The organism is Alkalihalobacillus sp. CinArs1, assembly GCF_947387515.1.
GTDB lineage: Bacteria > Bacillota > Bacilli > Bacillales > Guptibacillaceae > Guptibacillus.
Genome location: NZ_CANDOB010000005.1, coordinates 1 through 26,723, shown reverse-complemented (window position 1 = coordinate 26,723; position 26,723 = coordinate 1). Strand labels below are relative to the sequence as shown.

Here is a 26,723-nt window from a genome sequence, read left to right as displayed (position 1 = left end):
TTGCTTAAGCTTTTTTAAGAACGTTTGCGGGTTTGAATCTGCAAAACGATATCATTATATGCCTGCTGAGTTTCTCCATTCACCTGGTGGTGAGCATGCTTCGGATTAGCACTGGGTGATTGAAATGGATCTTTATATTTCGGATGTAGCCTATCACGATTGTCTTTACCCATTGTTTGCGCCTCCTATCGTATGTGAGAATTAACCATGTCGATTGTTAGTTTGGTTAGAAGCTTTCATGCGTTCCTGAGGTTGCGTGTTTGTCGTTCCGTCCGCGCGTTTTGAAGAAAATTCTTCCTTCGCGCGAGGTTCGCCTGAGAATTTAAGATCTGGATATTTAGAGACCTTCTTACGCATTTCATCGCCTCCCTTTTCGACAGTTTTTGTCTAAACAGGCACAATGTTAGTATGTGATTAGCTAACAGGCGTTATGTGAAGAAAAGATACAGAATGAACGGAAACCGTTGGAAGACAACATGAAAGGAGGATGCCTTATGGAAGATTTATTTGAAAGGCTTGCTCATAACTTACTTGAAAAGAATGACCAGTTGTCATATGGTCAGGCCAGAACGATGGTTGAACTACTCTGGGAAGATTTCGAATCATCCAGAGCAAAAGCTGGAAGAGAGTATAAAGGCGTAGACGTTACAGAAAAGATCGTTCAACAATGGATCGACTATTACGGTCCAGTTTTACACGATTTCATGGAAAATAATCCGAAATATAAAGGGTATTTTGATGACGATCGAAGCATTAAGCATTAAACGATAAAGAAACCGGCTGACATATCAGCCGGTTTTCATATGGAATTAATCAATGGCAGGGTCCAATTTCTTCCTAAGCGTGTCTTCACTATACACCCAGCCTGTATATGAGCTTTTGATTTCTAACTGATCTTCCATTTGAACAACTGCAACGAATGGGTAATGACCTTTGCTGCGGTATCGAAGGTCGATGAACCTCACTTCATATCCCTCTTCTGTCTCTTCAATCTCCCATCTATATACAGGAGAGAACGAAAGAAATGCGCTCAGGTTAGGGTCTTCTTTTGCAGTTTCTAGTACTGGTGTTTCAGGCACAGGAACACGGTCGAATTCATCTTGAATATGAATCGTAGTGCCTTCACCCCTCGCTACAAAAAACTGGGTTTCAGATTTAATGGCAATGTGCCACCTACTCCACCTGATCGTAGGTGATACGATGACTTCGACTGCATCTGGTATACGTTCTTTAACAGCATTGATCAACTTACGCTGTTCGTATATTCTCCATAAATAATAGAGCACTAATATACCGTAGATGGTTAAAAAGGTATAACCAGGATTTGCACCTATATACCATAGTACAAGTCCAGCTATATGACTTAAAAAGATGAACGGGTCAAAAATGTTGATCACACCAAGAGCTACCCATCGGTTGGAGAAGGGTCTTAACGCTTGTGTACCATAAGCATTAAAGATATCTACAAACACATGAATAAACACTGCTAAAAACGTCCAAAGCCAAAGGTGGAGCCAATTTGTTTCTGGGTAAAACAGCATGATGCCACTGCTTATCAAAATTGGCCAAAGTAAGACGGCTGGGATCGAATGCGTTATTCCTCTATGGTGTCTGATGTATACAGCATTGTTTTTTAACTTGAGCACGGTATCAAAGTCTGGGGCCTGAGATCCAATCAGCGCTCCGATTAGAACGCTCTGAGCGGTGATGGGATCTTGAGCTACTGCTGGATCTAGTGTTGCGAGAGCTCCTAGCCCCAATCCCATGACCACATGTGTCCCAGTATCCATATGGTAAAGATCCTCCTTAGTAAAAAGCGTTTATGCCTTATTTTCTAAATAGAAAGCTTTGGTTTTATATAGTCTATAGTTTAGTTATACCCAATAATCGTTTGTGTGAAAAGTTAAATGCTGTTTGGAAATGATAAGGTACGATATTATATGTATTAATTAAGCGAAGAGGAAGAACAAAGCAATTAAAGTATCGGAGAGTTGAACAATGACGAATGTAAAGGAACTTCTACACTCATTTGAAGAAGAACAATTTCAAAATGATTTAATCGATTGGTTCAGAAGTGAACAAAGGATACTGCCATGGAGAGAAAATAAAGACCCTTATCGCGTATGGGTTTCCGAAATTATGTTACAACAAACAAGGGTGGATACGGTCATCCCGTATTTTCATCATTTTCTAGAGAAATTCCCTACTGTTGAAGACCTTGCGAATGCTCCACAAGAAGAGGTATTAAAAGCATGGGAAGGCCTCGGTTATTACTCGCGAGCAAGGAATTTACAAGCTGCGGTAAAAGAAGTGGCAGAAACATATGGTGGGGTGGTTCCAAATACACCAAGCGAAATTTCAAAGCTTAAAGGTGTTGGACCTTATACTGCAGGAGCGATCTTAAGCATAGCGTATGGTGTTCCTGAACCTGCTGTAGACGGCAACGTGATGAGGGTGATTTCAAGAATAATAGGCATCTGGGAAGATATTGCAAAACCTTCAACAAGAAAAATCTTTGAAGAAGTCATCAGAGAAATTATCTCAAAAGAAGACCCTTCTTCTTTTAATCAGGGCTTAATGGAATTAGGAGCAATCATATGTACGCCTAAATCGCCTTCTTGCTTACTTTGTCCAGTCCAATCTCACTGCAGAGCATTCCATGAAGGTTCTCAAGAAGAGCTTCCGATCAAATCAAAGAAAAAAGCGCCTCGACCAGTACCTATAGCGGTAGCTGTTTTTCAAAATTCAAGTGGGAGGTACTTGATTAGAAAGCGTCCAGAAGATGGATTGTTAGCTGGACTATGGGAATTTGTAAATGTTGAGCTTACAGAGGGCGGGTTAAAAGAAAAACAATTGATCACTCATATTCGTGATGAATACGGTGGAACAGCCACTATTCAAGATGAATTGACAACATTCACCCACGTGTTCAGTCATATTAAGTGGTATTTAACAGTTTATAAAGGTGAAGTTGATGGAATTAACGAAACTGAAACCGTTCGTTTTGTAAATGAGAGTGAACTTGAAAAATTCGCATTTCCAGTTGCACATCAAAAGATTGTTAAACAAATCGTGAAAGGAGAATAGCGTAATGGAATTAAACTTAAAAGGGCGTAATGTTTTAATAACAGGAGGTTCGAAAGGGATTGGAAAGGCAATCGCTTCTGCATTTTATCATGAGGGAGCAAACGTAGGCATTTGTGCGAGGAACCGTGAGGAACTTGAGGAAACAAAAGCTGAACTAAATAACAACATCGCGATTTTTGAAGCGGATATTACTGATGATCATAAACGCGTGCATCTTATCGATTCGTTTTTATTAGAGTTTGGATCGATCGATATCCTCGTTAATAATGCGGGAGGCAGTAGCGGAACAACGATTATGGAAACGGATGTTAATCAGTTCCATAAAGCAATGGAACTAAATTTTTATTCAGCTGTTCACTTGAGTCAACTTGCGGCTAAAGAAATGCAGGAGAAGGGTTACGGTTCAATCGTCAATATCTCTTCCATATTCGGTAGAGAGTCTGGTGGAAAACCGACCTACAACAACGCGAAGTCTGCGTTGATCAGCTTTACCAAAGCGATGGCAGATGAAGTGATTCGTTCAGGAGTCCGTGTGAATGGCGTTGCGCCAGGGGCTATTCTTCATCCGACCGGAAACTGGCAGAAGAGGCTAGATGAGAACCCTGAAAAAATCAATGCTTTTGTTGATCGTGAAATACCAGGCGGTAGATTTGGGACACCTGAAGAAGTTGCTGACGCTGTAGTGTTCCTAGCATCAGAAAGAGCATCTTGGATCTCTGGAGCTACCTTAAACGTTGATGGTGGTCAATCTCGGTCAAACTTTTAGACGAAAAAAACTTCCTGTATCGGAATACAGGAAGTGTATTCGCGCTGCACTAAAAGTGTAGCTGAATGAGTTAAAACAAATTGAAGGGAAAATTCACTTGAATTTTGCTCTTTCTAGTAGAAGTGAATACCGCTTGACTCCCGCGGTAGAACGGGCTACCAAAACCCCGGACCGGACGTTGTTTGTCCGGGAGGAAATCCGGGCGTTCTTCCGCAGGAAAGCAAACGGTATTCAAATTCCTACGATATTCGGAGCGCCAAAACCAACATCTTGTTAGTTAAACTTACCTCTTTCCCCCAAAAGACAATCCTCCACGATGTTCGATTTCTTTGATGATCTCCCTATGGATGGCTACGCCTTCACTATTTAGATAAGGAGCAATCTGTTGCAAGCTGTGATGAAAAAAGGCAAGCTCACCATTCTCCCAGTCACTTTTAGGCATCATGGATAGTTCAGTCATATCTCGCTTGTGATCCATCGATGAACCCCCTTTCGTTAGTTAGTGTGCAACAGGTGAGAAAAAGCTATCAAAAAAGGGGGTGGAAACAATGGAAAACTATCCTAAAAAATTTATCTCATTACGTACATATCTATTTTTTATCTGGATATTCTATTGTTTGTGGGAGGTGATAAGCCATGGCAAAGAAACCAGGACAAACACAAGCTGGTACAAGCATTCAACACGTGAAACAACAAAACCAACAGAGCAAAGGTTCTGCTGGTCAAGCTAATCAGCAGCAGTACGGTGCTGAATTTGGTCAAGAAATGGGAGCTCAGCAAGCTCAGCAACAAGCTCAGCAGCAAGCTCAACAGCAAGCAAAAGCTCGTCAAGCTCAGCCTGCTCAAAAACCAAACCAGCAACAACAATAATTGCTTCCCTAACGGGGCTGACCATGTCAGCCCCGTTTCATTATTTTAATATAATTTTATTGAGCAAAGGAATAAGGGCATTCAACGAAGAAAATGTCATTAGGGAGGGAATGGTTATGTGTGGACGCTTTTCGCTTACAGCCGAGTTAGATGCTTTGATCGAACGATTTCAAATCGATCAAATTACAATTGATGATTATTCTGTTCGCTATAATATAGCACCTTCGCAACAAGTGCCAACCATCATTCGAGCGAATGATGAAAACCGATTAGGTACGCTGAGGTGGGGGTTAATTCCCTTTTGGGCCAAAGATGCATCAATTGCGAATAAGTTGATCAATGCACGTAGTGAAACAGCAGCTGAAAAGGCAAGTTTTAAACATGCTTTAAAAAAACGCAGATGTATCATATTGTCAGATGGGTTCTACGAATGGAAAAAGGATAAAGATCGAAAAGTTCCAATGAGAATACAAGTAAACAAAGGTGAACCGTTTGCAATGGCTGGATTATGGGAACAGTGGAAAGAAGGAGAAAAATCGATCTACACATGCACGATCTTAACTACTGAGGCAAACGACATGATGAAAGAGATACATAACAGAATGCCAGTTATATTGCCAAAAGAGCAAGAGCATGACTGGCTGGATCCATCTATTGAAGATTTCAACATCTTGAAAGATATGATGGTATCGTATCCTAGTGACAAAATGAATGCGTATGAAGTTTCCACCCATGTTAATTCGCCTAAGAATGAAGATGAGACATGCGTTCTTCCGATAGAAGAGATATGACAAAAGTTCCTATATCTCAACACATATTGAGAAAGGAAATTTCTTTTTCCTATTGAATTCTTTTTCGTAGACAGTATGAATGGGAAGGAGAAATTGAATGGATCGATTCGATGAACTTATTCAATTACAGCTTCAACTTGCCGATAAGATGATTCATACGAAGAAGGAAATACAATCAAAAGAAGAGATGTTATCTGCATCCACGTTAGAGCAGGGAGCGTTAGTAAAACAGAAACAAGAGCTGTTGAGAATGGAAGAAGACTTTAATAATTTGATTACCGAAGTGATCTCTACGTTTGAAAAGACGTCAGTTTAATGGACTACATGGAGTGCCATTCATTCGAATGGCGCTTTTGTTTTAACTTTCGGATGTTAAGCGTTATAATAGAGGGGAATTAATAGGAAGAGACGATTGATAAACTTTGTAGTGATCGGAAGGAAAGAAGGATGCTGTGAGTCTGCCTTACGTGAGGCATTCATCGTTTTCCGGAATTTCTTAGAAAGGAGAAGGAGATGAGTTTCCCAACGACCGGAACGAGAATTCAAATTCAAAGCTATAAACACCGTGGTACTCTACACAGAACATGGGAAGAGAGTATCGTACTTAAAGGGTCATCGAAAGAAATCATCGGGGGAAACGATCGTATTCTCGTCACTGAATCAGACGGTAGACAGTGGAGAACTCGTGAGCCAGCCATTTGTTATTTTAGTGCTAATCACTGGTTCAACGTTATCGGCATGTTGAGAACTGACGGAATTTACTATTATTGTAACCTTGGTACACCGTTTACGTACGATGAGGAAGCACTAAAGTATATTGATTACGATCTTGATATTAAGATATATCCCGATATGACTTATAAACTTTTAGATGAAGATGAGTATGAAGCTCATAAGAAAGAAATGAATTATCCAGATGCAATCGACCATATCGTTAAGGAAAACGTTAAAGAACTGATGAATTGGATACATCAACGAAAAGGACCGTTCGCACCAGGTTTTGTCGATCAATGGTATGAACAATTTTTACAATATAGGTGAGAAAACCTGTTGAATCATTTTCAACAGGTTTTTGCATGATAGAAATGAACCTGTTAGCACAACGATGCAAGAGGTAATGAAACAAAGGGTGATGTCATCTGGGCAGTATCAAGAGATATATGCGATTTGTTAGACCATACCGAAAGCAGATTGGAATTACGATCGGTATAGGGATATTGAAGTTTGGAATACCACTTTTGCTTCCGTTGATTCTGAAGTATGTGATCGACGATATCATAAATGCAAATGGTATGACGAGTGGTGAGAAATATGAACAGTTGCTGTGGTTAATGGGAGGGGCGTTCTTTCTATTTGTAATTGTAAGACCACCAGTAGAATACTTCAGGCAGTATTTTGCACAATGGATCGGAAGTAAAATCCTCTATGATATTCGAGATAAGCTTTTCTCTCATATTCAGCAGCTCAGTTTAAAGTTCTACTCGAACAATAAAGCTGGAGAGATTATTTCGAGAGTGATTCATGACGTTGAGCAAACGAAAACGTTCGTGATTACCGGGCTTATGAATGTATGGCTAGATATGATCACAATCGTGATCATTATTGTAATCTTGTCATTCATGAACGTATGGTTAACGGTTGCAGCAATTATTCTTTTACCATTGTATGGTTTTGCAGTTAAATACTTTTATAAACGATTACGCGATTTAACGAAGAACCGGTCTCAGGCTCTTGCTGAAGTTCAGGGTCATCTTCATGAACGCGTACAGGGAATGCCGGTTATAAGAAGTTTCGCTCTTGAAGATTATGAGCAAAAACAGTTTGATAAGAGAAATACAAATTTCCTTTCTCGTGCAATCGATCATACGAAATGGAACGCTAAAACGTTTGCGACCGTTAATACGATCACAGATGTGGCGCCACTCATCGTTATTGCATTTTCAGCATACCTCGTTATTTCTGGGGACCTAAAAATTGGTGAGATGGTAGCATTTGTAACTTATATGGATCGGTTGTATAACCCTCTTAGGCGTTTGGTTAACTCTTCTACAACACTCACTCAGTCAATCGCTTCAATGGACCGAGTCTTTGAGTTTGTGGATGAAAAGTACGATATCGTAGACCGTGAAGATGCTCGAGAGTTGAAAAATGTTCGAGGTGATGTGAATTTTAGTGATGTCTACTTCAAATATAACGATGAAGATCTTCCGGTTTTAAAAGGGATCGATCTTCGTGTCCGAGCTGGTGAAACCATCGCCCTTGTCGGCATGAGCGGTGGAGGGAAGTCTTCTCTTGTCAGTTTGATTCCGCGTTTCTACGATGTGACGGGCGGTAAAATCGAAATTGATGGCACTGATATTCGTGACTATCATGCAAGAAGTGTTAGAAATAATATCGGTATGGTTCTACAGGATAATATACTCTTCAGTGAATCAGTGCGTATGAACATAAAGATGGGGAATCCAGATGCAACGGAAGAAGAAGTTATTGCTGCTGCTAAAGCAGCGAATGCTCATGAATTTATTAAAGATCTTCCTCAAGGCTATGACACACCTGTTGGTGAACGAGGGGTTAAGCTTTCTGGTGGACAGAAGCAACGGGTTGCTATTGCAAGAGTATTCTTGAAGAACCCAGCTATTCTGATTTTAGATGAAGCAACATCTGCACTCGACTTAGAAAGTGAACACCTTATACAAGAAGCGTTAGGAGATCTTGCAAAAGACCGAACCACTTTCATCGTTGCCCACCGCTTAGCTACGATTACGCATGCTGATCGCATCGTCGTTATTGAAAATGGAAATATATCAGAAATTGGAAACCATAGTGAATTGATGGAATTGAAAGGTTCCTATCACCAGTTATTCCAAGTTCAAAACTTGTGATATTAACAACAATAGCACCCAAATCGGGTGCTTTTTTGTGTTTATTTGCACATATTTGCGTAAAAGCGTCAAAAGATGACAGAAAATTTTTTATCTCTCATTGCCAAGTTTTCGATTTAATGTAATAATTATAAACAGATTTTAGTTTAATTAAAAAATTCAGAATTGGTTGAAAGGGGTGAGAGAGTGGAACAACCAGTGTTAAAAGTCAGCGGGTTAGAAACTCACTTTTTTACCGATGATGGTGAAATTCCTGCAGTAGATTCAGTTGACTTTCATGTCAACAAAGGTGAAGTGTTAGGAATAGTAGGAGAGTCTGGATCTGGAAAGAGTGTTACGTCCCTATCCATCATGCAGCTTATTTCAGCACCTGGAAAAGTTGTAGGTGGTGAAATTTCGTATAAGGGCGAGAATCTCCTATCAAAATCTGAAAAAGAAATGAGAAAGATTCGAGGGAATGAAATCGGCATGATTTTCCAAGAACCGATGACGTCTCTTAATCCTGTTTTCAAGATCGGGAATCAGCTCGTAGAAGGAATTCGAATACATAAGAAGTGGAACAAAAAGGATTCTTGGGCTCACGCGATTAAGTTTTTGAAGCTGGTAGGTCTGCCAAGAGCTGAAGAACTGATGAACGAGTATCCTCATCAGTTATCAGGCGGTATGAGGCAGCGGGTGATGATTGCGATGGCGATGGCTTGTGAACCTGATGTTCTTATTGCTGATGAACCGACAACAGCACTCGATGTAACGATTCAAGCACAAATACTTGAACTGATGAAAAAACTTAACGATGATACGGATACTTCCATCATCATGATTACGCACGACCTTGGGGTTGTTGCGGAGATGTGCGATCGAATCGTAGTTATGTACTCAGGCAAAATCGTTGAACAGGGTACAACGAAAGAGATTTTTGAATCTCCAAAACACCCGTATACAATCGGCCTGATCGAATCGGTCCCTGACGTTCGAACTCGAAAAGAGAGGCTATATTCGATTCCAGGTAACGTACCAAAGCCAGGCTCAATTAAAACAGGGTGTCATTTTGCCCCTCGTTGTAAGTTTGCTTTTGACAAATGTACAGAGGTTACACCTGAGTTAATCGATGCTGGTAATGGTCAGATGGCAAGATGCTGGCTTCATGAAGACAAAGAGAAAGCAACCTTGTTAGAGAGGGTAGAAAGCTAAGGGGGGCACCTAATTTGCAAGAAGCATTGCTCGAAGTAAAACAGCTTAAGAAGCATTTTCCGATAGAAGGCGGCGTGCTCAAACAGCAGGTTGGTACTGTAAAAGCCGTAGACGGTGTATCGTTCAAGCTACATAAAGGAGAAACGTTTGGCCTTGTTGGTGAAAGTGGTTGCGGGAAATCAACAACTGGAAGAATGCTTATGAGGCTTCTAGAACCGAGTGAAGGAGAAGTCATCTTTAATGGCGAGAACATTCTTTCTCTAAACAAGAGCAAGATGAGAAACCTTCGTAAAGATATTCAGATGGTTTTCCAAGACCCGTTTGCTTCACTTAACCCGCGACACACCGTTGAGAAGATCATTGAAGAACCGCTTATCGTTCACGGACTTGGGAATAAGGCTGAACGTAAAAAGCGTGTGAAGGAATTGTTAGATATCGTAGGGCTGAGTCCCTATCATGCGAGAAGGTATCCTCACCAATTTAGTGGGGGGCAGAGGCAGCGGATTGGAATTGCGCGTGCACTCGCGGTTAATCCAAAGCTAATTATTGCGGATGAGCCAGTATCTGCACTCGATGTATCCATTCAAGCTCAGGTGTTAAATCTCCTCGAAGATTTACAAAAAGAGCTTGGTCTAACATATTTATTTATCGCACATGACCTTGGGGTAGTACGTCACATCAGTGACAGGGTTGGCGTGATGTACTTAGGTCGAGTAGTCGAAATGGCTGATAGTGAAAAGCTTTATCTAGAACCAAAACATCCGTATACTCAGGCTCTTCTTTCAGCGGTGCCAGTACCTGACCCTGAATATGGAAAGGATCGCGTTATTTTAAGTGGCGATGTGCCAAGTCCAGCGAAACCACCTTCGGGATGTCCATTCCATACACGATGTCCAAAAGCAATGGATGTGTGTAGCACGGTCGTTCCGGAATTCAGGGAAATCGAACAGGGGCATTACACTGCGTGCCATCTTTATGAAGAAGACCAGGTATAAATAAATTCATAATCTAGGGGGAAAACGATGAAGAAAAAGTACATTTTATCATTAGTTTTTGTGATGTTGCTTTCCATTGGATTAGCCGGCTGTGGCGGATCTAATGAAACCAACGGCAACGGTGGGGGAGACTCCGACGGTGGCGAATCTGCTGATGGAGGAACGCTAATCTTCGGACGTGGCGGTGACTCTGTTGCACTAGACCCAGCAGCTGTAACAGATGGTGAGTCTTTCAAAGTAACAAAGAATATCTTTGATACGTTGCTTACTTATGGTGAACAAGATACAGAGGTAAATCCAGGTCTAGCTGAAGACTGGGAAGTTTCTGAAGATGGTAAAACATATACACTGATGCTTCGTGAAGGCGTAAAGTTCCACGATGGTACTGACTTCAACGCTGATGCTGTTGTGTTTAACTTCGACCGCTGGATGAATGGTAGTGAAGAATCTTTTTATTACTATAAATCTATGTTTGGTGGATTTAAAGGTGATGAAGGTCACGTAATCGAAAGCGTAACTGCAACAGATGAGAAAACAGTTGAAATTAAATTGAAAAGACCTCAAGCTCCATTCTTGAAGAACCTAGCGATGTCTCCATTCGCAATTGCAAGTCCTGATGCTGTTGAAAAGCATGGAGATAAGTTTGGTGAAAACCCTGTAGGTACTGGTCCTTTCGTATTTGATCAGTGGAGCCGTAATGACAAGATCGTTGTAACGAAAAACGAAGATTACTGGATGGATGGTTATCCAAAACTTGAGCGCGTTATTTTCAGAGCTATTCCAGATAACTCTGCTAGATTGAATGCGTTGATGGCTGGAGAAATCGATTTGATGGATGGATTAAATCCTTCTGACGTACAACAAGTTGAAGATGATGAAAACCTTCAAACGTTTTTCCGTCCTTCTATGAACGTTGGGTACCTAGGATTAACATCTAACCGTGAACCTCTAAATAACAAGAAAGTACGTCAAGCTTTGAATCATGCAGTGGATAAGCAAGCGATCATCGATGCATTCTATGCTGGACAAGCAGAGCCAGCTAAAAACCCAATGCCACCTGTAATCAGTGGGTATAACGATGATATCGAACCATATGAGTATGACCTTGATAAAGCGAAAGCACTTCTAAAAGAAGCTGGTTACGAAGATGGATTCGATATGGAGCTATGGGCAATGCCTGTACCTCGTCCATATATGCCAGATGGTCAAAAAGTAGCTGAAGTTATTCAAAGTAGTTTTGCTGAAATCGGCGTTAATGCTGAAATCAAATCTTATGAATGGGCAACTTACCTAGAAAAAGCTCGTAATGGTGAAGCTGACAGCTTCCTACTTGGTTGGACTGGTGATAATGGTGATGCTGATAACTTCCTTTACGTTCTACTAGACAAAGACAATATTGGAAGCAACAACTACACGTACTATTCTAACGATGAGCTTCATGACATCTTGATCGAAGCGCAGTCTACTCCTGACGAAGCGAAGCGTGAAGAGCTTTATAAGAAAGCTCAAGAAATCATCCATGAAGATGCACCGTGGATCCCTCTAGTGCATTCTAAACCAGCACTTGGTGGATCTGAGAGAGTAAAAGGATTCTCTCCACATCCGACAGGATCTGATACGTTGACGAAAGTTACTGTTGAACAATAAATGAAAAACAGGGGGGAGTGGAGCACTCCCCCTTACTATTCGGTTAAAGACGGAGATGCAATCATGAATCGTACATAAGGAAGAAGAGGTGAGTATATGCTTGCATATACAATTAGACGGCTGTTAATGCTTATACCTGTTCTATTTGGAATGACGTTGATCGTGTTTTTTATGATAAGAGCTATTCCTGGAGACCCTGCGCAAGTCATACTTGGTCAACAGGCTACAGAGGAAGCGATCGAAAGTCTCACCAAACGATTAGGGCTCGATCAGCCATGGTACATACAATATGTTGACTACATTAAAGGTTTGTTTACTGGAGACCTTGGAACATCATTACGCACAAGTTCAGAAATTAGCGGTGAAATTTGGCCGTACCTTGCAGCTACGCTTGAGCTATCTCTTGTAGCGATGGTCATTGCAATTTTCATTGGAGTAAATGCTGGAATCATCAGTGCATGGTTTCAAAACTCCTGGTTTGACTACACGGCGATGGTACTTGCTCTAGTGGGTGTTTCGATGCCAGTTTTCTGGCTTGGACTAATGGAACAGTGGGCATTTTCTCTTGAATTAGGCTGGCTTCCGTCCACTGGTCGAGAAAATGTAAGAAATCCGGTCGATGCGATCACCCATCTCTACCTTGTCGATACCCTTATCCAAGGTCGTATGGATCAATTCGGAGAAGTAGTGAAACATTTGATCTTACCAGGGATTGCACTCGGAACGATTCCGATGGCAATCATTGCACGAATGACAAGGTCGAGTATGCTTGAAGTCATGCGCTCTGATTTTGTTCGTACTGCACGTGCTAAAGGAACGAGAATGTTCTGGGTAGTATACAAACACTCTTTGAAAAACGCATTTATTCCTGTTTTAACGGTAATCGGTCTACAGATGGGGCTTCTACTAGGGGGCGCTATCCTAACAGAAACGATCTTCGGTTGGCCGGGAATCGGAAGGTATATTTACGATGCGATCAACTTTAGAGATTATCCTGTAATTCAATCAGGTATCCTTGTTGTCGCTGTTATTTTCGTATTCATCAACTTAATTGTCGATCTGCTCTATGCTGCAATTGATCCTCGAATCAAATACAACTAAGGGGGCTTCAAGATGGCTGAAATTGCTCCGCAGAAGCAAACAAATGTACCAAAACAACCAGACGAAGAAGTAATCTCACCATGGCGCGAAGCCTGGAAAGGGTTCAGGAGAAATAAGCTGGCAATGGTCGGCATGGGTATTGTTCTCTTCTTCATTCTTCTTGCCATTTTTGCCGGAGTGATTGCTCCGGAAGGTATCAATGAACAAAAATTATCCGAGCGTCTACAATCGCCTTCAGCGAGTCACTGGTTCGGAACCGATGACTTCGGAAGAGATATTTTATCACGTATTATTTACGGAGCAAGGATCTCATTATGGGTAGGGTTTTTTGCTGTACTAGGTTCAGCTGCAATTGGAAGTTTACTAGGAATGATTGCTGGCTATTATGGCCGCTGGGTCGATACGATCATTTCACGTATTTTCGATATCATGCTTGCATTCCCTAGTATTCTACTAGCAATCGCTGTAGTAGCAGTACTTGGACCATCACTTCGAAATGCTTTGATCGCGATCGCAATCATCAACATCCCGAACTTTGGGCGGTTGGTACGGTCAAGGGTATTGAGTGTAAAGCAAGAAGAGTATGTGATGGCTGCACGAGCCGTAGGGATGAGGGATACACGGATCATCTTCTCTCATGTACTTCCGAACTCGTTAGCCCCTATCATCGTTCAAGGAACGCTCGCGATTGCAACAGCGATCCTCGAAGCGGCGGCGCTGAGTTTCTTGGGTCTTGGGGCACAAGCACCTCAGCCAGAGTGGGGTAAAATGCTTGCAGACTCTAGACAATATATCATCCAAGCACCTTGGACCGTTTTCTTCCCTGGTCTCGCAATCATGTTGACCGTTCTAGGATTCAACTTATTAGGAGATGGGTTAAGGGATGCACTCGATCCGAAAATGAAGAAATAAAAAAATCAGCCGTTTGGCTGATTTTTTTTATTTTGCGTGTAACTCTTGTATGTCGACTTCGTTATCTTCTTGGTGGTAGGAGTGGAAGCTGTCTACGAGTAGATCTAAATGTTCAAGATGATCATGGTAATCGATAATCATACCGATCAATGGGAAGATCGTCATCCATAGGTCACGATTACACTCTCCGCCTTCATATAAATCTACGTACCTTTCCGTCAACGAAGACTCTCCATTATCTACTATATTTAACATCTCTTCAGGTGATTGGTGTCGTACTTTACCAATGTATTTCAGATGTATACGTTCATGGTAGTTTGTTAATTCGTCTAAGTGCGTCTGAATGAGTTTTCTTACCTCGTCAGGCATAATCAATATTTTCACATCAAGCTGATCTAACATTTTCAAGATCGCAAAAGATTTTTCAGTAGTGGCGATCATCTGTCGAAAGAGAACCAACTTGCGTGCTTTTACATAATCTCTTTTCTTAAAGTATGTTCGTTCTTCCTTATATAGGAGGAAGTACTGATCACTTTTCACCGTATCTTCTTTAAGCTGGTTTAAATTTTCCTTCAATACCTTATGCTCCGCATCATTTCTAGTTGCGAGGCGAATCCATTGCGAAATGTATTCTGTGTTCCGTACGATTTTATGAAACAACTTCGTTTCGTATTTTGGAGGGAGAAAAATCAAGTTTACGAAAAATGAACTGATCACCCCGACCATGATAACAAGGAAACGGTTGGTTGCGAACGAAATAAATTCTTCTTGAGGTGCGTTCATAATCAAAATGAGCGTCACGATTGCAAGAGGAATCGTGCTTTCGATCTTAAGTTTAATGTTGATCGCAATGAGTAAGATCGCACCGAGTCCGATGACGATAGGCTGATTTCCAAATACAAGTACAAGCACTACTGCTAGAATAGCTCCAATGATATTTGATTGGATTTGTTCAATTACTGATTGATATGATCGATAAATAGACGGCTGGATCGCAAAAAGAGCTGCAACTCCTGCAAAAGAGGGTGGGTCTAGTTCTAGCCAAGTAGCAATATAAAGAGCGATCGTAATCGCTAGCCCTGTTTTAAAAATCCGGGCACCAAACTTCATTTTTGATAGATCCTTTCATGAATAGCTTTTAGTATAGTGATTATCCTGTCTTACCACTTTTAAACATTACAGAATGTACTAGTTATACAATGGAATGAGAAAGATAGCAAGCCCTATTTTTACTAAAAGAAAGACAGAATAGCGTTTATTCTGCCTCTCTAATCTATACTAAATGTTGCTCATCTGTTGGAAGACTCGTCCGACAGCATCAAGTGTGTCATCGATATCTTTGGTCGTATGTTCCGTTGTAAGGAACCATGCTTCATATTTGGAAGGTGCCAGATTGATTCCTTCCTTTAGCATAAGTTTGAAGAACGTTGAGAATTTCTCTCCATCCGTATTTTCTGCTTGCTCATAGTTTACGACTTCCTCTTCTGTAAAGTAGACAGTTAAGGCACCTTTCAGTCGGTTGATTGTAATCTGGATGTTGTTCTCTTCTGCAAGCTTATGAATACCCGTTTCAAGTCTAGCTCCCATCTCATCCAGGTGTTCGTACACACCATCTTGTTGTAAAACTTCTAAACAAGCGATACCAGCTGAAATGGAAGCTGGATTTCCTGCCATCGTACCTGCCTGATACGCTGGTCCAAGTGGTGCGACGCTTTCCATGATCTCTCTCTTACCACCGTATGCCCCGATCGGCAAACCACCACCGATGATCTTACCTAATGCTGTCATATCTGGTTCAACGCCGACTAGGTTTTGAGCTCCGCCGTACATAAAACGGAATGCGGTGATGACTTCATCGTAGATAACGAGTGCCCCGTAATCATGAGTAATCTCATTCACTTGTTCAAGGAAACCTTCTTTCGGTTCTACGATGCCAAAGTTACCCACGATTGGTTCGACAAGAACGCCAGCGACCTCATCGCCCCACTTATTCATCGCTTCTTTATATGCCTCAATATCATTGAAAGGGACTGTAATGACTTCTTTCGCAATACTCGCCGGTACACCAGCAGAGTCCGGGCTACCAAGTGTTGCTGGACCAGAACCAGCTGCCACAAGAACAAGATCAGAATGTCCGTGGTAGCAGCCAGCAAATTTAACGATTTTATTTCGGCCTGTATAAGCACGAGCAACACGGATCGTCGTCATGACAGCCTCTGTACCCGAGTTCACGAAGCGCACACGCTCTAAAGATGGAATTGCATCTTGAAGCATCTTTCCAAAACGGTTCTCAAGTACGGTAGGCGTACCGTACAAAACGCCGTTTTCTGCCGCGTGCGTAATCGCTTGAGTGATATGTGGATGTGCATGTCCTGTGATGATAGGACCGTAAGCAGCTAGATAATCTATGTACTTATTTCCGTCTACGTCCCAGAAATAAGGACCGCGAGCTTTCTCCATAAATATCGGGGTGCCGCCTCCAACACCTTTATAAGAGCGGGAAGGACTATTGACTCCGCCCAGCATAATTTCTAGTGATTCTTTATGATGTTGTTCTGATTTTGAAATGTTCATAATTGCCTCCTTCTAAAACTAATTCCTGTTTCATTGTAGCATGATATATATAGGAAGAAACAAGCTCATTGATTGTACATTTATAAAGCCTCTTGTAAACTAAATTGGTATGTGTAAAAAGGAGGAAGGCAAATGGAAAAAGTCATCGATGTGCAGTCACTGCGCAAAGACTTTAAATCACACTCGAGCCGCTCTGGACTTAAAGGAGCTTTTCGAGATTTGTTTACAAGGAACTACAAAGTGATTTCAGCTGTTAAAGATATTTCGTTCACCGTTAATGAAGGTGAAATGGTTGGATATATTGGAGAGAACGGAGCGGGAAAATCAACGAGTATCAAAATGTTGACTGGCATTTTGACTCCGACGTCAGGTACAGTTCGCGTCAATGGAATGGATCCCCATAAAGAAAGAGAGAAATTCGTTCGTTCGATCGGTGTTGTGTTTGGTCAGCGATCTCAACTGTGGTGGGATATTGCTGTTCAGGAGTCCTTTCGCTTACTTAAAAAAGTATATAACGTTCCAGATGATGTGTATAACGAACACATGAACCATGTGATCGAATCACTCGACATTGGCCCTTTATTAGATAAACCGGTTAGAAAACTCTCACTTGGTCAGCGCATGAGGTGTGAACTCGCAGCAGCACTACTTCACAATCCTAAACTATTGTTTCTAGATGAGCCTACAATTGGACTTGATGTATTAGTAAAACTTAAGATTCGTAATTTCTTAAAAGAAATTAATGAAAAGTACAAAACGACTATTTTACTTACAACGCATGATTTAACTGATATAGAAGCACTATGCGATCGAGTGGTCATGCTCGATGAGGGACAAATCATCTATGATGGTAAACTTGCGAAACTTCGTTCGAATTGGGGAGAAGGAAAACAGATCGAGTTTCAGTTTGGTGAGGATGTTAACAAAGAAAAGCTTGTTCCGTTATTGAATGAGCTTGAAGCAGAATGGACGATAGGTGATCGCCCAAATGTCTTTGTTGCAAACGTTGTGAATGAAGAGCACGTTATTTCTGAAGTGATCGGTAGGGTCGTGGCGGCTCATCGTATTACAGATATTAAGATTCATGAGATTTCGACTGAAGAGATTATACGTAACATCTATGAAGAGGGAATGCTCAATGGGTAAGTATATTGAGATGATTCGAATTCGTTTCCTCATGATGCTTGCTTATCGTACCAATTATTATAGTGGTATCTTGATCTACAGCATCAACATTGGGGCCTACTATTTTTTGTGGAGTGCGATCTATGGGAACAAAGGAGAGATCGAAGGCCTATCCGTTATTCAGATGACGACTTACATCGCAGTGGCCTGGATGGCTCGGGCATTTTACTTTAATAATATCGACAGAGAAATCGCTCAAGAAATTAAAGAAGGAAAAGTAGCTGTAGAGTTTATTCGACCGTATCATTATTTAATGATGAAGACGATGCAAGGATTAGGAGAGGGCATCTTCCGTTTGAGTTTCTTTTCAATACCGGGCATGTTCATCGTTAGCTTAATCTTTCCTATCGAGTTTTCAGCAGCAGCCTCAACGTGGCTTTTCTTTACGCTAGCAATTATTCTTAGTTTTATCGTCAATACTCAGATCAATTTGTTAACCGGCGTCCTTACATTCTTTTTCTTTAACAACGACGGCCTTATTCGAGCGAAACGCGTTGTTATCGATCTATTCTCTGGACTACTGCTGCCGATCAGTTTTTATCCCGGGTGGGCGCAACAGGTAATGGACTTTTTACCATTTCAGGCGATCAGCTATATTCCAAGTATGATCTTTACTGAAGGTTTCCAAGGTGCTGCCGTTTATGAAGCACTTCTTTTTCAAGTGGTATGGGCAGCGATTTTAATTATTCCGATTCAAGCTCTCTGGATCATCGCAAAAAAACAACTGATCGTGCAGGGAGGGTAATATATGAAGCACGCAACTATTTTCTTTCTATATGTTTCACAATATATGAAAACGAGATTAACATATCGCGTTGATATGGCGATGGAAATCATGTCTGACCTATTGTTTCAAGCTGTAAATCTAATCTTTATCCTTGTGGTATTCGGACACACTAATATGCTGAGTGGTTGGTCGAGGGATGAAATCATCTTTATCTATGGCTTTTTCCTCGTTCCGTTCGCTATCTTCGGTGCCTTCTTTAACATTTGGGATTTTAATGAAAGGTACATCGTTAAAGGAGAAATGGATCGTATCCTTACTCGGCCGGTTCACAGTTTGTTTCAGATCATCCTTGAACGAATGGAACTAGAATCATTGTTTGGAATGATTACGGGGATAGCGGTTATGGTTTACGCAGGAAGCAGGTTGGATTTAACTCTATCTTGGTATGATCCGTTTGTTTTTCTTATGATGGTGATCGGAGGGGCATTTGTTTATGCAGGAATCTTCGTTCTTCTTGCTAGTATTAGCTTCTGGTCTGATAGCAGAACAAGCATTATGCCGATGATGTACAATATCGGAAACTATGGAAGATATCCAGTCGATATCTACAATAAAGTTATTCGCTTTATCCTAACATGGATTCTTCCGTTTGCATTCGTTGGTGTCTATCCTTCCGCTTATTTTCTAGGCCGTGAAGAATGGTACGGCTATGCATTTCTTACACCAGTAATCGGTTTTGCTTTCTTCGGTTTCGCCATATTCATGTGGAACATCGGTGTAACTAAATATCGAGGCGCAGGTAATTGATCGACCAGAGGGACTCCCTCTGGTTTTTTTATTTAGAAGCTAAGCCAAGTTGAGACAGCGCAAGATTTTCTTTGAGTTTTTTAATTCCTAACCGAACGCGGCTTTTAACTGTACCGAGTGGAATTTTCTTTCTAGTCGCCACTTCTGATTGTGAGTACCCTTCAAAATAAATAAGTCTCATGATTTCTTGCTGTTCATGCGTCAATGTCGTTAATGCCTGATCGATCACATGGTTATCTTCTATATGATCATGTGTATAAGCTGTTTCGTTCACAGCACGAAAATCCTCCATCACCGTTTCTTGGAAGCTGCGCTGTTCCTTTTTGATTCGATCGATGGCACGATTCTTCGTAATCTGATTCACCCATGAAGAAAGTTTTCCTTTACTAGGATCGAATTGATTGCGCTTATTCCAGACCTCCATGTACACATCTTGAACGACCTCTTCAGCAATTTGTTGATCATTGACGATACGACGTGCGATGTTGATCAGCGTCTGTTGATTTTCGTAACAAAACCTCTGGAACAGCTCCTCATTATTCGAGCTCCAGTAACCGATCGCGAAGTTTTCTTTCTTCACGTTACGCAACTCCCTCTCTAGTTAATTTAGTAGGTTTATTCCCCTTGTTTCGAAATAAAAACAAATTAACTTTAAAAAAAGTGATCCATTCACACTCTTTTTGTCGTATTAATAGTTGAACATAGGTTATACAAAAGTATAACAAAAACAAAACAAGAGGAGTGGAAGCATGTTGAAGAAATTTATGGCGTCCGCAGTTGCACTAGTTATGATGTTTGGTCTTATCGGTACTCAGGCTTTTGCGGATGATCACGAAGCGATGGTTCGCGTTATTCATGCATCACCTGATGCACCGGCAGTAGATGTTTATGTTGATGGAGAAGCGGTTGTGGAAGGTGCTGAGTATAAGCAAGCGACAGATTATATGGCTCTACCTGCTGGAGACCACAAGATCGAAGTTTTCCCTGCAGGTGAAAACGGTGAAGGTGACCCAGTTATCATTCAGAACGTAACACTTGAAGAAGGAATGAAATATTCTGCAGCTGCAGTTGGTAAACTTGATGGAATTTCTCTTTGGGCGCTAGGTGATGACGCGAAAGCTTCTGAAGGAAAAGCGAAAGTAAGAGTTGTACATGCTTCCCCGGATGCTCCTAACGTTGATGTAGCAGTAAAAGATGGAGATGTTCTTTTCTCAGATGTTGCTTTTAAATCCACATCTGACTATGCTGAAGTTGATCCTATGACGGTTGATTTAGAAGTTCGTCCAGCTGGTTCTGAAGACGTTGTACTTGAAATCCCTGGAGTAGAACTTAAAGAAGGATATGTCTATTCTGTATATGCAATCGGACTTGTTGAAGGAGAACAACCTTTAGAAGCTTGGCCGCTTGTAGATTCTTCAAACATGCCTTCTGATATGCCTCAGACAGGAATGGGTGGTACGGCTGATCAAGGAAACAATATGATTGCTTGGACATTGTTAGGTGCTGGAATTCTAGCAGCTGGAACAATCATCTTTATTCGTAAAAAGGTAACAGCATAATTCATTAAAGAGGAGGAGCAGCGATGTCACTAAAGAAGGTGTTCAGTATCATTCTTTTAGGGGCAGCCATGGGCTGCTCCTCTTCTGATAATACTGAGCCAGAGGCGATGCCAGTTACTGAGAGTGCAGAAGTGGCTGTTACTTATGAAAGTAAATCAGAAGCAAAGACACCAATATATGAAGGGGTTGTACCAGAACGATTGTCGATCCCAGAAATAGATGTAGATGCAAAGGTTGAACATGTTGGTCAGTTACCTAATGGTCAAATGGATGTGCCAAAAGATGATCAGAACGTAGGGTGGTATGAATTAGGCGCTGAGCCTGGGGAAGCTGGAAATGCTGTAATTGCTGGACACGTAGATAATAAAACTGGGCCTGCAGTATTCTTTCATCTAGGCGATCTTAAACCAGGCGATGTCCTAACCGTAACGAGCAATATCGGAAAATCCTATGAGTTTACAGTCGAGAGCACATCTTCATATCCAAGAAATGATGCCCCGCTAGAGAAGATTTTTGGTATGAGTAATAAACCACGATTAAACCTTATTACCTGCACAGGGACTTTCAATCGAAGTGCCGGTACGCACGAAGAGCGGATGGTCGTCTATACCGTGCTATCTTCGCATTAGTTTGTCCTATTTCGTAATAATCCTCATAAAGTGATTATGAGGTGGTTCAATGATCATTGGATTGATAATTCTAGCAATGATAATCGCTACTTTAGGAATTGGGAAAAGTCTAGTCTCACTAATGAAGAGGACGCGTATACCAGGAAGTCTTCTCTCCGTTTACAAGCTAGTACTATTATTTATCGTATATTTTACGATGATTACAGCTTTTGCCTGCATCTATCTAGGGCTAATCATTCTTGAAATTCCTGTATTAAGAGAAGGTAGTATTGATATTTCCTTAATTCCTATGGATGCGTTGACTAGGGTGCAATCCGTTCTTTATTTTAGTGCAGTGACACTTTTATCAGTTGGATATGGTGACATCACCCCAATCGGGGTAGGGCGCTGGATCGCTATACTCGAAGCTTTGATAGGATACTTAATGCCAGCAGCATTCTTTGTGACGACGATCGTCCATTACAAAGAGGGGTCATGAGTTGTAAGTTTCTTCGTATTTCGGTACGCTTACTTTAGAAGTAATTATAAGGAGGCGTAACGATGAGTGTTGAAGTTGGTCAAAAAGCACCTGATTTTAAATTAGAAGCAAGTACTGGAGAAACAGTATCCCTATCAGACTACAAAGGTAAAAACGTCGTTCTTTATTTTTATCCTAAGGATATGACACCTGGCTGTACGACTGAAGCGTGTGATTTCAGAGATCATATCGAAGGTTTCGAAGAGCTCGATACAGTTATTCTAGGCGTTAGCCCAGACCCTGTTGAGAAACATAAAAAGTTCATCGATAAATATGAACTTCCTTTCCTTCTTCTAGCTGACGAAGATCATCAAGTAGCTGAAGCGTATGACGTATGGCAGCTGAAGAAGAACTTTGGTAAGGAGTACATGGGAATCGTGCGATCCACGTTCGTTATCGATAAGGAAGGCAATCTTGTAAAAGAATGGCGCAAAGTCAGAGTGAAAGAACATGTGGAAACAGCACTAAACTATATTAAAGAATACCTAGGCTAAAAGGTGATGCTTTAATGGCAAAAGACTATCCAGATCTAGTCGATATGCATAGTCTATCAGAAGATCATATCTTCAGTTTTGAGCGCAAATAGCGCTCTTTTTTATTGTGTTTATTCGGAAAATTCTCTTAACTCAAGGGTTTTCGTTTAAAGGGTCAACATAAATCAGCTATACTTGAATCATAATAATTCCCTGAGGTGAAACTATGAACATTGTATCTACAGCAAAACTTAAATCACAAATTAAAAGCGATTTGATAAGTGAATACCCAGAAGTTACATTTCAGTTTTATCCTTCTATGAGTGAAGCAGAGGAACACCTACATGATGCAGACGTACTGGTTACATATGGTGAGGACGTTCAAGAGGAGCATATCTATAAAGCGAAAAAGCTGAAGTGGATCATGGTCTTATCAGCAGGGGTAGAGTTGTTACCTTTTAATACGATAAAAGAGAGAGGGATATTCGTTACGAATGCAAGAGGAATTCATCGTATCCAAATGGCAGAATATACGGTTTGGGCGATGCTGATGACGGCTCGTAATACAAAAGAACTTCTTGCGAATGAAGCTTCTAATACGTGGAACAAGAGGATGCCATTAAATGAGATATCTGGATCAACTCTCGGTGTAATCGGTACTGGAGCTATTGGTGGCGAAATAGGTCGAATAGCAAAAGCATTCAATATGACTACGATTGGAGTGAATCGTAAAGGGGAGCCATCTGCATATTTCGATCACATGTATTCTAATGACAAAGTGATGGATATGCTTCCGAAGTGTGACACTGTCGTCAACGTACTTCCAAGCACTCCTGATACGTATCAGTTCTTTAAAGGCCAACACTTCCGTGCGATGAAAGACACATCCGTTTTTATAAATATTGGAAGAGGCGATACTGTAGATGAAAATGCTTTGGTGAGTGCACTACACAATGAAGAGATCCACCATGCTGTCTTGGATGTTTTTGAAACCGAGCCGCTCGATAAGGAACACCCTTTTTGGGAAATGCCTAACGTTACTGTAACACCACATCACTCAGGAGTATCACCGAATTATCAGCCTCGTGCAATCGAGATTTTCAAAAGAAACTTGAACGAATACATGAACGGTACGAACGATTTTCAAAATAATATTAATCTAGATAGGGGGTATTAATGATGAAGATCTATACTAAAACGGGTGATAAAGGTGAGACGTCATTAATCTACGGGAAGCGTGTCCCAAAAAATGATATTAGAGTAGAAGCTTACGGGACTTGTGATGAAGCGAATTCTCAGATTGGACTTGCGCTCAGCTATGTCTCAAACGCCCGATTCGATGGAAAAGAGAATTGGGATGATATTTTTCACAAAATCCAAACGTGGCTTTTTCATGTGGGTGCAGAACTAGCCACTCCTGATGGTAAAAATGTTGGGTGGAAAATAGAAGCTTCTCATATTGAAGAGATGGAAGCTCAGATCGATGTTTGGGAGAAACAACTTGATCCTTTGAAAAACTTTATTCTGCCAGGTGGACATCAAGCCGGTGCAGGTTTACATGTTTCAAGGACGATCGTACGAAGAGCAGAACGAAATGCAACTTTAGTAGATGGGGTCAATCCGCTCGTTCTTTCATTTCTAAATCGCTTGTCTGATTTTCTATTCGTAGCTGCACGTTATATTAATTATCATATGGGAGAAAAGGAATCTATTTTGCATGATGAAAAGAAGTGATTCCTTGCACGAGTAGTAGATCATTGACAATTGATGGCTCTACCATGTACACTAATTATAAACATTATAATGTAAGAATGCTTGTTGGAAGAGAGGTGCATGACGAATGGCTGAAGAAAAACTGCATGGAGCGATAGAAGCAATGAAAAGCTCGGGTGTGCGTATTACCCCTCAACGTCATGCCATATTGGAACATTTGATCCAATCAATGGCCCATCCTACAGCAGATGAAATATATAAGTCGCTTGAAGGAAAATTCCCTAATATGAGTGTAGCCACTGTCTACAATAATTTAAGAGTGTTTAAGGAAATTGGACTCGTTAAAGAATTAACATATGGAGATTCTTCAAGCAGATTCGACTGTGTTACGACTGATCATTACCATATTATCTGTGATGAATGTGGGAAAATTGTAGACTTCCATTATCCCGGATTAGATGAAGTTGAAACGCTAGCTGAGCAAGTCACAGGCTTCAAAGTTGGCGACCACAGGATGGAAATATACGGTTCATGTCCGGAGTGTCAAAAGAATAAACACTAAAAAAACTCGCCTCAAATGGCGAGCTTTTTTTGTGTTAACAAAAAAGGAGCACAGCGGCTCCTTATTTATTTTTAGTCTTTTTACTATTATATTTCTCGTCGAACTCGACACCCTCTAAGCTTGGATCCATCGTCAATGGCTGTTTGCAGTACATACAAGCATCCACTCGCCCAAGAACTTTCGTGGTTCTCTCGCAATTAGGACAGGTGACCTGGACAGCTTTGGTCGATAGCATCCCAATCCAGAAATACACAACAGCACTAGCAATCGTTGCTAAGAAACCAATAATCATAAACAACGTCATTAAGAAGACGGATGTTTTAAAGAAAATACCTATATACATTATACCAATTCCGATAAAGACTAAGCTCAGTGCGAACGTACGAATTCTATTTATTTTGTTTGTATACTTTAATTGCATCACTTGTCCCTCCTGCAACCAAGTATAGCATATGGATTATCTGTAAGCACTTTCCTTACCATCTTCCATAAAAAGTTCAAAATTAGGATTGCTTAATTTATAACAGGATTTATAATATTGAATGTTGAATTGTTTAGACAGGTACGGGTCCAAGAATAAAAAAGTACTGCTGGAGGAAAGTCAGATGGAAAACCTTTTAAGGCCGATTTACCAGGAAAGAGCAAGTCACCCCGAAACCCTTGGAGTTATTGTAATTGAAAAAACAAAACCACATCATCCATTGACTGATAACTTTGATGTCGTTTTATTGATCATCGTTAATAATAATCAAAAGCCATGGCTTGTTAAGCATTATGAATTTGAGGACAAGAAAGCAGCGATGCATGTTGTTTCTGAACAACAAGTTCATGATTGGTTGCTTACAGGAAGCCATCGTCGTCTAGTGGCATGGCTTGTTAACGGAAAGATCATTTTTGATCGAAATGAATACATAGCAGGATTGAAAGAGCGTATTCGTGAATTTCCATTAGAGGAACGTACTCGCAAGATCGGAGTTGAATTCGCTAAACTCATCAGAAGGTATATGGATGGTAAGGAACTGTTTGCTTCAAAACAATATATGGATGCTTACAATTTTATTTTGCATGCTTTGCATCATCTAGCACGTTTATCTGTCATCGAGCATGGTTTTCATCCAGAAATCACCGTTTGGAATCAAGTGAAACATATTGAACCTGAAATCTTTAAGTTGTATACTGAGCTTCTCACTGGTGAGGATCCTCTTGATAAACGCCTTGAATTGCTCCTTCTTGCTAATGACTTTTCACTTTCATCTAAATCTTTCAACGCTACTCTTCATATAAGGAAGGTTATGAATGAGCGCGATGGAGTTTGGACTTATCAGGAGCTCTTGGAGAACGATCAGTTAAAAGAGTATGGAATCGACCTAGGCGCTCTTCTAGAGTATATGGTAGAGAAAGAACTAATTGAAGTTCTACTATCTGAAACAAAAGGTAATGGAATTTATAGTCGTCAGTATCGAGCAAAATAGCAATTTAAAATAAACGGGGGAAAATATTATAAAAAGGGTTGACCATATTTTTACCCCGTGATATATTATTACTTGTCGCCGCAAGAAAGCAACGCGGCAAACAAAAACTTTCAAAAATGTTGTTGACTTCGAACGAGTTAATGTGTTACATTAATAAAGTCGCTGAAAACGACATTGAAAGAAACAAATCGATCTTTGAAAACTGAACGAAACGCCATGCAAGAACTTGTTTCTACGGAAACAAACATTGTTTTAAAGCTAGA

Annotated in this window: 32 protein-coding genes; 24 read left to right on the top strand and 8 right to left on the bottom strand. The window is 40.8% G+C overall.

What is annotated here, in order from left to right:
* Nucleotides 1–14: 14 nt before the first annotated feature.
* Together PFZ69_RS18765 and sspK are read right to left on the bottom strand one after the other, a co-directional pair.
* The gene (locus PFZ69_RS18765; RefSeq protein ID WP_224885074.1) at nucleotides 15–173 is read right to left on the bottom strand and encodes a YpzG family protein; all 159 of its coding nucleotides are present in this window, start codon (nucleotides 171–173) and stop codon (nucleotides 15–17) included.
* Nucleotides 174–201: 28 nt separating this feature from the next.
* Complete coding sequence (sspK, locus tag PFZ69_RS18760) at nucleotides 202–357, bottom strand: small, acid-soluble spore protein K (protein WP_270182637.1); 156 nt, start codon at nucleotides 355–357, stop codon at nucleotides 202–204.
* A gap of 137 nt (nucleotides 358–494) precedes the next feature.
* Here sspK and PFZ69_RS18755 point away from each other — a divergent pair, with 137 nt between their 5' ends.
* A complete protein-coding gene (locus tag PFZ69_RS18755) occupies nucleotides 495–764 on the top strand; it encodes a YfhJ family protein (RefSeq protein WP_270182636.1) in 270 nt (89 codons plus the stop codon).
* 45 nt (nucleotides 765–809) lie between these two features.
* Here the strand turns inward: PFZ69_RS18755 and PFZ69_RS18750 are convergent, their stop codons facing one another.
* Nucleotides 810–1,790 (bottom strand): metal-dependent hydrolase, encoded by a 981-nt coding sequence (locus PFZ69_RS18750; protein WP_270182635.1) that lies wholly within the window; start codon nucleotides 1,788–1,790, stop codon nucleotides 810–812.
* Nucleotides 1,791–1,998: 208 nt separating this feature from the next.
* Between PFZ69_RS18750 and mutY the strand changes: the two genes are divergently transcribed.
* Nucleotides 1,999–3,087 carry an A/G-specific adenine glycosylase gene (mutY, locus tag PFZ69_RS18745; protein WP_270182634.1) on the top strand — a complete coding sequence of 363 codons (1,089 nt, stop codon included), beginning with the start codon at nucleotides 1,999–2,001 and terminating at the stop codon, nucleotides 3,085–3,087.
* Nucleotides 3,088–3,091: 4 nt separating this feature from the next.
* The gene (locus PFZ69_RS18740) at nucleotides 3,092–3,853 is read left to right on the top strand and encodes an SDR family NAD(P)-dependent oxidoreductase (protein WP_270182633.1); all 762 of its coding nucleotides are present in this window, start codon (nucleotides 3,092–3,094) and stop codon (nucleotides 3,851–3,853) included.
* A 283-nt stretch (nucleotides 3,854–4,136) separates the two neighbouring features.
* Here PFZ69_RS18740 and PFZ69_RS18735 read toward each other — a convergent pair whose 3' ends face one another.
* Complete coding sequence (locus PFZ69_RS18735; RefSeq protein ID WP_270182632.1) at nucleotides 4,137–4,331, bottom strand: hypothetical protein; 195 nt, start codon at nucleotides 4,329–4,331, stop codon at nucleotides 4,137–4,139.
* Between the two features lie 158 nt (nucleotides 4,332–4,489).
* Between PFZ69_RS18735 and PFZ69_RS18730 the strand changes: the two genes are divergently transcribed.
* The 10 genes from PFZ69_RS18730 to nikC all read left to right on the top strand — a co-directional run bounded on the left by PFZ69_RS18730 (nucleotide 4,490) and on the right by nikC (nucleotide 14,242).
* Nucleotides 4,490–4,723, top strand: coding sequence for a gamma-type small acid-soluble spore protein (locus tag PFZ69_RS18730; protein WP_270182631.1), 234 nt, complete (start codon nucleotides 4,490–4,492; stop codon nucleotides 4,721–4,723).
* Nucleotides 4,724–4,839: 116 nt separating this feature from the next.
* A complete protein-coding gene (locus tag PFZ69_RS18725; RefSeq protein ID WP_270182630.1) occupies nucleotides 4,840–5,514 on the top strand; it encodes an SOS response-associated peptidase in 675 nt (224 codons plus the stop codon).
* A gap of 97 nt (nucleotides 5,515–5,611) precedes the next feature.
* Nucleotides 5,612–5,830 (top strand): hypothetical protein, encoded by a 219-nt coding sequence (locus tag PFZ69_RS18720; protein WP_270182629.1) that lies wholly within the window; start codon nucleotides 5,612–5,614, stop codon nucleotides 5,828–5,830.
* A 197-nt stretch (nucleotides 5,831–6,027) separates the two neighbouring features.
* Nucleotides 6,028–6,555: a nucleoside tri-diphosphate phosphatase gene (gene ntdP, locus PFZ69_RS18715; protein ID WP_224885093.1), complete on the top strand. Its 528-nt coding sequence runs from the start codon at nucleotides 6,028–6,030 to the stop codon at nucleotides 6,553–6,555.
* A 119-nt stretch (nucleotides 6,556–6,674) separates the two neighbouring features.
* On the top strand, nucleotides 6,675–8,396 hold the full coding sequence (locus PFZ69_RS18710) for an ABC transporter ATP-binding protein (protein ID WP_270182628.1): 1,722 nt from the start codon (nucleotides 6,675–6,677) through the stop codon (nucleotides 8,394–8,396).
* 186 nt (nucleotides 8,397–8,582) lie between these two features.
* On the top strand, nucleotides 8,583–9,587 hold the full coding sequence (locus PFZ69_RS18705) for an ABC transporter ATP-binding protein (protein WP_270182627.1): 1,005 nt from the start codon (nucleotides 8,583–8,585) through the stop codon (nucleotides 9,585–9,587).
* A 14-nt stretch (nucleotides 9,588–9,601) separates the two neighbouring features.
* A complete protein-coding gene (locus PFZ69_RS18700) occupies nucleotides 9,602–10,582 on the top strand; it encodes an ABC transporter ATP-binding protein (RefSeq protein ID WP_270182626.1) in 981 nt (326 codons plus the stop codon).
* A gap of 27 nt (nucleotides 10,583–10,609) precedes the next feature.
* Entirely contained in the window at nucleotides 10,610–12,229 is a 1,620-nt protein-coding gene (locus PFZ69_RS18695) for an ABC transporter substrate-binding protein (RefSeq protein WP_270182625.1), read from the top strand.
* A 96-nt stretch (nucleotides 12,230–12,325) separates the two neighbouring features.
* Nucleotides 12,326–13,330, top strand: coding sequence for an ABC transporter permease (locus tag PFZ69_RS18690; protein ID WP_270182624.1), 1,005 nt, complete (start codon nucleotides 12,326–12,328; stop codon nucleotides 13,328–13,330).
* 12 nt (nucleotides 13,331–13,342) lie between these two features.
* The gene (gene nikC / locus PFZ69_RS18685; protein WP_270182623.1) at nucleotides 13,343–14,242 is read left to right on the top strand and encodes a nickel transporter permease; all 900 of its coding nucleotides are present in this window, start codon (nucleotides 13,343–13,345) and stop codon (nucleotides 14,240–14,242) included.
* A 27-nt stretch (nucleotides 14,243–14,269) separates the two neighbouring features.
* Here nikC and PFZ69_RS18680 read toward each other — a convergent pair whose 3' ends face one another.
* Together PFZ69_RS18680 and PFZ69_RS18675 are read right to left on the bottom strand one after the other, a co-directional pair.
* Nucleotides 14,270–15,352, bottom strand: a complete 1,083-nt coding sequence (locus PFZ69_RS18680) for an FUSC family protein (RefSeq protein WP_270182622.1) — start codon at nucleotides 15,350–15,352, stop codon at nucleotides 14,270–14,272.
* A gap of 168 nt (nucleotides 15,353–15,520) precedes the next feature.
* Complete coding sequence (locus PFZ69_RS18675) at nucleotides 15,521–16,816, bottom strand: glutamate-1-semialdehyde 2,1-aminomutase (RefSeq protein WP_270182621.1); 1,296 nt, start codon at nucleotides 16,814–16,816, stop codon at nucleotides 15,521–15,523.
* Between the two features lie 132 nt (nucleotides 16,817–16,948).
* Here PFZ69_RS18675 and PFZ69_RS18670 point away from each other — a divergent pair, with 132 nt between their 5' ends.
* Genes PFZ69_RS18670 through PFZ69_RS18660 form a run of 3 tightly spaced genes read left to right on the top strand, consistent with a single transcriptional unit; the run spans nucleotide 16,949 to nucleotide 19,535 of the window.
* A complete protein-coding gene (locus tag PFZ69_RS18670) occupies nucleotides 16,949–17,962 on the top strand; it encodes an ABC transporter ATP-binding protein (protein WP_270182620.1) in 1,014 nt (337 codons plus the stop codon).
* Entirely contained in the window at nucleotides 17,955–18,746 is a 792-nt protein-coding gene (locus PFZ69_RS18665) for an ABC transporter permease (protein WP_270182619.1), read from the top strand. The genes PFZ69_RS18670 and PFZ69_RS18665 overlap by 8 nt, the downstream gene beginning before the upstream one ends.
* Nucleotides 18,747–18,749: 3 nt before the next feature.
* On the top strand, nucleotides 18,750–19,535 hold the full coding sequence (locus PFZ69_RS18660) for an ABC transporter permease (RefSeq protein ID WP_270182618.1): 786 nt from the start codon (nucleotides 18,750–18,752) through the stop codon (nucleotides 19,533–19,535).
* A 28-nt stretch (nucleotides 19,536–19,563) separates the two neighbouring features.
* Here PFZ69_RS18660 and PFZ69_RS18655 read toward each other — a convergent pair whose 3' ends face one another.
* Nucleotides 19,564–20,115, bottom strand: coding sequence for an RNA polymerase sigma factor (locus PFZ69_RS18655; RefSeq protein ID WP_270182617.1), 552 nt, complete (start codon nucleotides 20,113–20,115; stop codon nucleotides 19,564–19,566).
* A 169-nt stretch (nucleotides 20,116–20,284) separates the two neighbouring features.
* On the opposite strand from PFZ69_RS18655, the gene PFZ69_RS18650 reads away from it, so the two are divergent.
* From PFZ69_RS18650 to perR, 7 genes are all read left to right on the top strand, one after another.
* Nucleotides 20,285–21,094, top strand: a complete 810-nt coding sequence (locus PFZ69_RS18650) for a DUF4397 domain-containing protein (protein ID WP_270182616.1) — start codon at nucleotides 20,285–20,287, stop codon at nucleotides 21,092–21,094.
* 23 nt (nucleotides 21,095–21,117) lie between these two features.
* The gene (locus tag PFZ69_RS18645) at nucleotides 21,118–21,723 is read left to right on the top strand and encodes a class F sortase (protein ID WP_270182615.1); all 606 of its coding nucleotides are present in this window, start codon (nucleotides 21,118–21,120) and stop codon (nucleotides 21,721–21,723) included.
* Nucleotides 21,724–21,772: 49 nt separating this feature from the next.
* Nucleotides 21,773–22,201: an ion channel gene (locus PFZ69_RS18640; RefSeq protein WP_270182614.1), complete on the top strand. Its 429-nt coding sequence runs from the start codon at nucleotides 21,773–21,775 to the stop codon at nucleotides 22,199–22,201.
* Nucleotides 22,202–22,263: 62 nt separating this feature from the next.
* On the top strand, nucleotides 22,264–22,734 hold the full coding sequence (bcp, locus tag PFZ69_RS18635; protein ID WP_270182613.1) for a thioredoxin-dependent thiol peroxidase: 471 nt from the start codon (nucleotides 22,264–22,266) through the stop codon (nucleotides 22,732–22,734).
* Between the two features lie 205 nt (nucleotides 22,735–22,939).
* Nucleotides 22,940–23,890: a D-2-hydroxyacid dehydrogenase gene (locus PFZ69_RS18630; RefSeq protein WP_270182612.1), complete on the top strand. Its 951-nt coding sequence runs from the start codon at nucleotides 22,940–22,942 to the stop codon at nucleotides 23,888–23,890.
* Nucleotides 23,891–23,892: 2 nt separating this feature from the next.
* Nucleotides 23,893–24,447: a cob(I)yrinic acid a,c-diamide adenosyltransferase gene (locus PFZ69_RS18625; protein WP_270182744.1), complete on the top strand. Its 555-nt coding sequence runs from the start codon at nucleotides 23,893–23,895 to the stop codon at nucleotides 24,445–24,447.
* A 106-nt stretch (nucleotides 24,448–24,553) separates the two neighbouring features.
* The gene (gene perR, locus PFZ69_RS18620; protein ID WP_270182611.1) at nucleotides 24,554–24,988 is read left to right on the top strand and encodes a peroxide-responsive transcriptional repressor PerR; all 435 of its coding nucleotides are present in this window, start codon (nucleotides 24,554–24,556) and stop codon (nucleotides 24,986–24,988) included.
* Between the two features lie 61 nt (nucleotides 24,989–25,049).
* Here the strand turns inward: perR and PFZ69_RS18615 are convergent, their stop codons facing one another.
* A complete protein-coding gene (locus PFZ69_RS18615; protein ID WP_270182610.1) occupies nucleotides 25,050–25,409 on the bottom strand; it encodes a YgzB family protein in 360 nt (119 codons plus the stop codon).
* A 184-nt stretch (nucleotides 25,410–25,593) separates the two neighbouring features.
* Here PFZ69_RS18615 and PFZ69_RS18610 point away from each other — a divergent pair, with 184 nt between their 5' ends.
* Complete coding sequence (locus PFZ69_RS18610) at nucleotides 25,594–26,460, top strand: nucleotidyltransferase-like protein (protein ID WP_270182609.1); 867 nt, start codon at nucleotides 25,594–25,596, stop codon at nucleotides 26,458–26,460.
* The last annotated feature ends 263 nt before the right edge of the window (nucleotides 26,461–26,723 follow it).

Bases quoted from the DNA above. Each gene is read 5' to 3' on its own strand.
- PFZ69_RS18740 (WP_270182633.1), top strand. From the start codon at position 3,092: ATGGAATTAAACTTAAAAGGGCGTAATGTTTTAATAACAGGAGGTTCG.
- mutY (WP_270182634.1), top strand. From the start codon at position 1,999: ATGACGAATGTAAAGGAACTTCTACACTCATTTGAAGAAGAACAATTT.
- PFZ69_RS18650 (WP_270182616.1), top strand. From the start codon at position 20,285: ATGTTGAAGAAATTTATGGCGTCCGCAGTTGCACTAGTTATGATGTTT.
- PFZ69_RS18640 (WP_270182614.1), top strand. From the start codon at position 21,773: ATGATCATTGGATTGATAATTCTAGCAATGATAATCGCTACTTTAGGA.
- PFZ69_RS18670 (WP_270182620.1), top strand. From the start codon at position 16,949: ATGGAAAAAGTCATCGATGTGCAGTCACTGCGCAAAGACTTTAAATCA.
- PFZ69_RS18690 (WP_270182624.1), top strand. From the start codon at position 12,326: ATGCTTGCATATACAATTAGACGGCTGTTAATGCTTATACCTGTTCTA.
- PFZ69_RS18735 (WP_270182632.1), bottom strand. From the start codon at position 4,331: ATGGATCACAAGCGAGATATGACTGAACTATCCATGATGCCTAAAAGT.
- PFZ69_RS18710 (WP_270182628.1), top strand. From the start codon at position 6,675: ATGCGATTTGTTAGACCATACCGAAAGCAGATTGGAATTACGATCGGT.
- PFZ69_RS18630 (WP_270182612.1), top strand. From the start codon at position 22,940: ATGAACATTGTATCTACAGCAAAACTTAAATCACAAATTAAAAGCGAT.
- bcp (WP_270182613.1), top strand. From the start codon at position 22,264: ATGAGTGTTGAAGTTGGTCAAAAAGCACCTGATTTTAAATTAGAAGCA.
- PFZ69_RS18645 (WP_270182615.1), top strand. From the start codon at position 21,118: ATGTCACTAAAGAAGGTGTTCAGTATCATTCTTTTAGGGGCAGCCATG.
- PFZ69_RS18675 (WP_270182621.1), bottom strand. From the start codon at position 16,816: ATGAACATTTCAAAATCAGAACAACATCATAAAGAATCACTAGAAATT.
- sspK (WP_270182637.1), bottom strand. From the start codon at position 357: ATGCGTAAGAAGGTCTCTAAATATCCAGATCTTAAATTCTCAGGCGAA.
- PFZ69_RS18665 (WP_270182619.1), top strand. From the start codon at position 17,955: ATGGGTAAGTATATTGAGATGATTCGAATTCGTTTCCTCATGATGCTT.
- PFZ69_RS18680 (WP_270182622.1), bottom strand. From the start codon at position 15,352: ATGAAGTTTGGTGCCCGGATTTTTAAAACAGGGCTAGCGATTACGATC.
- PFZ69_RS18750 (WP_270182635.1), bottom strand. From the start codon at position 1,790: ATGGATACTGGGACACATGTGGTCATGGGATTGGGGCTAGGAGCTCTC.
- nikC (WP_270182623.1), top strand. From the start codon at position 13,343: ATGGCTGAAATTGCTCCGCAGAAGCAAACAAATGTACCAAAACAACCA.
- PFZ69_RS18765 (WP_224885074.1), bottom strand. From the start codon at position 173: ATGGGTAAAGACAATCGTGATAGGCTACATCCGAAATATAAAGATCCA.
- PFZ69_RS18725 (WP_270182630.1), top strand. From the start codon at position 4,840: ATGTGTGGACGCTTTTCGCTTACAGCCGAGTTAGATGCTTTGATCGAA.
- PFZ69_RS18755 (WP_270182636.1), top strand. From the start codon at position 495: ATGGAAGATTTATTTGAAAGGCTTGCTCATAACTTACTTGAAAAGAAT.
- PFZ69_RS18660 (WP_270182618.1), top strand. From the start codon at position 18,750: ATGAAGCACGCAACTATTTTCTTTCTATATGTTTCACAATATATGAAA.
- perR (WP_270182611.1), top strand. From the start codon at position 24,554: ATGGCTGAAGAAAAACTGCATGGAGCGATAGAAGCAATGAAAAGCTCG.
- ntdP (WP_224885093.1), top strand. From the start codon at position 6,028: ATGAGTTTCCCAACGACCGGAACGAGAATTCAAATTCAAAGCTATAAA.
- PFZ69_RS18625 (WP_270182744.1), top strand. From the start codon at position 23,893: ATGAAGATCTATACTAAAACGGGTGATAAAGGTGAGACGTCATTAATC.
- PFZ69_RS18730 (WP_270182631.1), top strand. From the start codon at position 4,490: ATGGCAAAGAAACCAGGACAAACACAAGCTGGTACAAGCATTCAACAC.
- PFZ69_RS18720 (WP_270182629.1), top strand. From the start codon at position 5,612: ATGGATCGATTCGATGAACTTATTCAATTACAGCTTCAACTTGCCGAT.
- PFZ69_RS18610 (WP_270182609.1), top strand. From the start codon at position 25,594: ATGGAAAACCTTTTAAGGCCGATTTACCAGGAAAGAGCAAGTCACCCC.
- PFZ69_RS18695 (WP_270182625.1), top strand. From the start codon at position 10,610: ATGAAGAAAAAGTACATTTTATCATTAGTTTTTGTGATGTTGCTTTCC.
- PFZ69_RS18615 (WP_270182610.1), bottom strand. From the start codon at position 25,409: ATGCAATTAAAGTATACAAACAAAATAAATAGAATTCGTACGTTCGCA.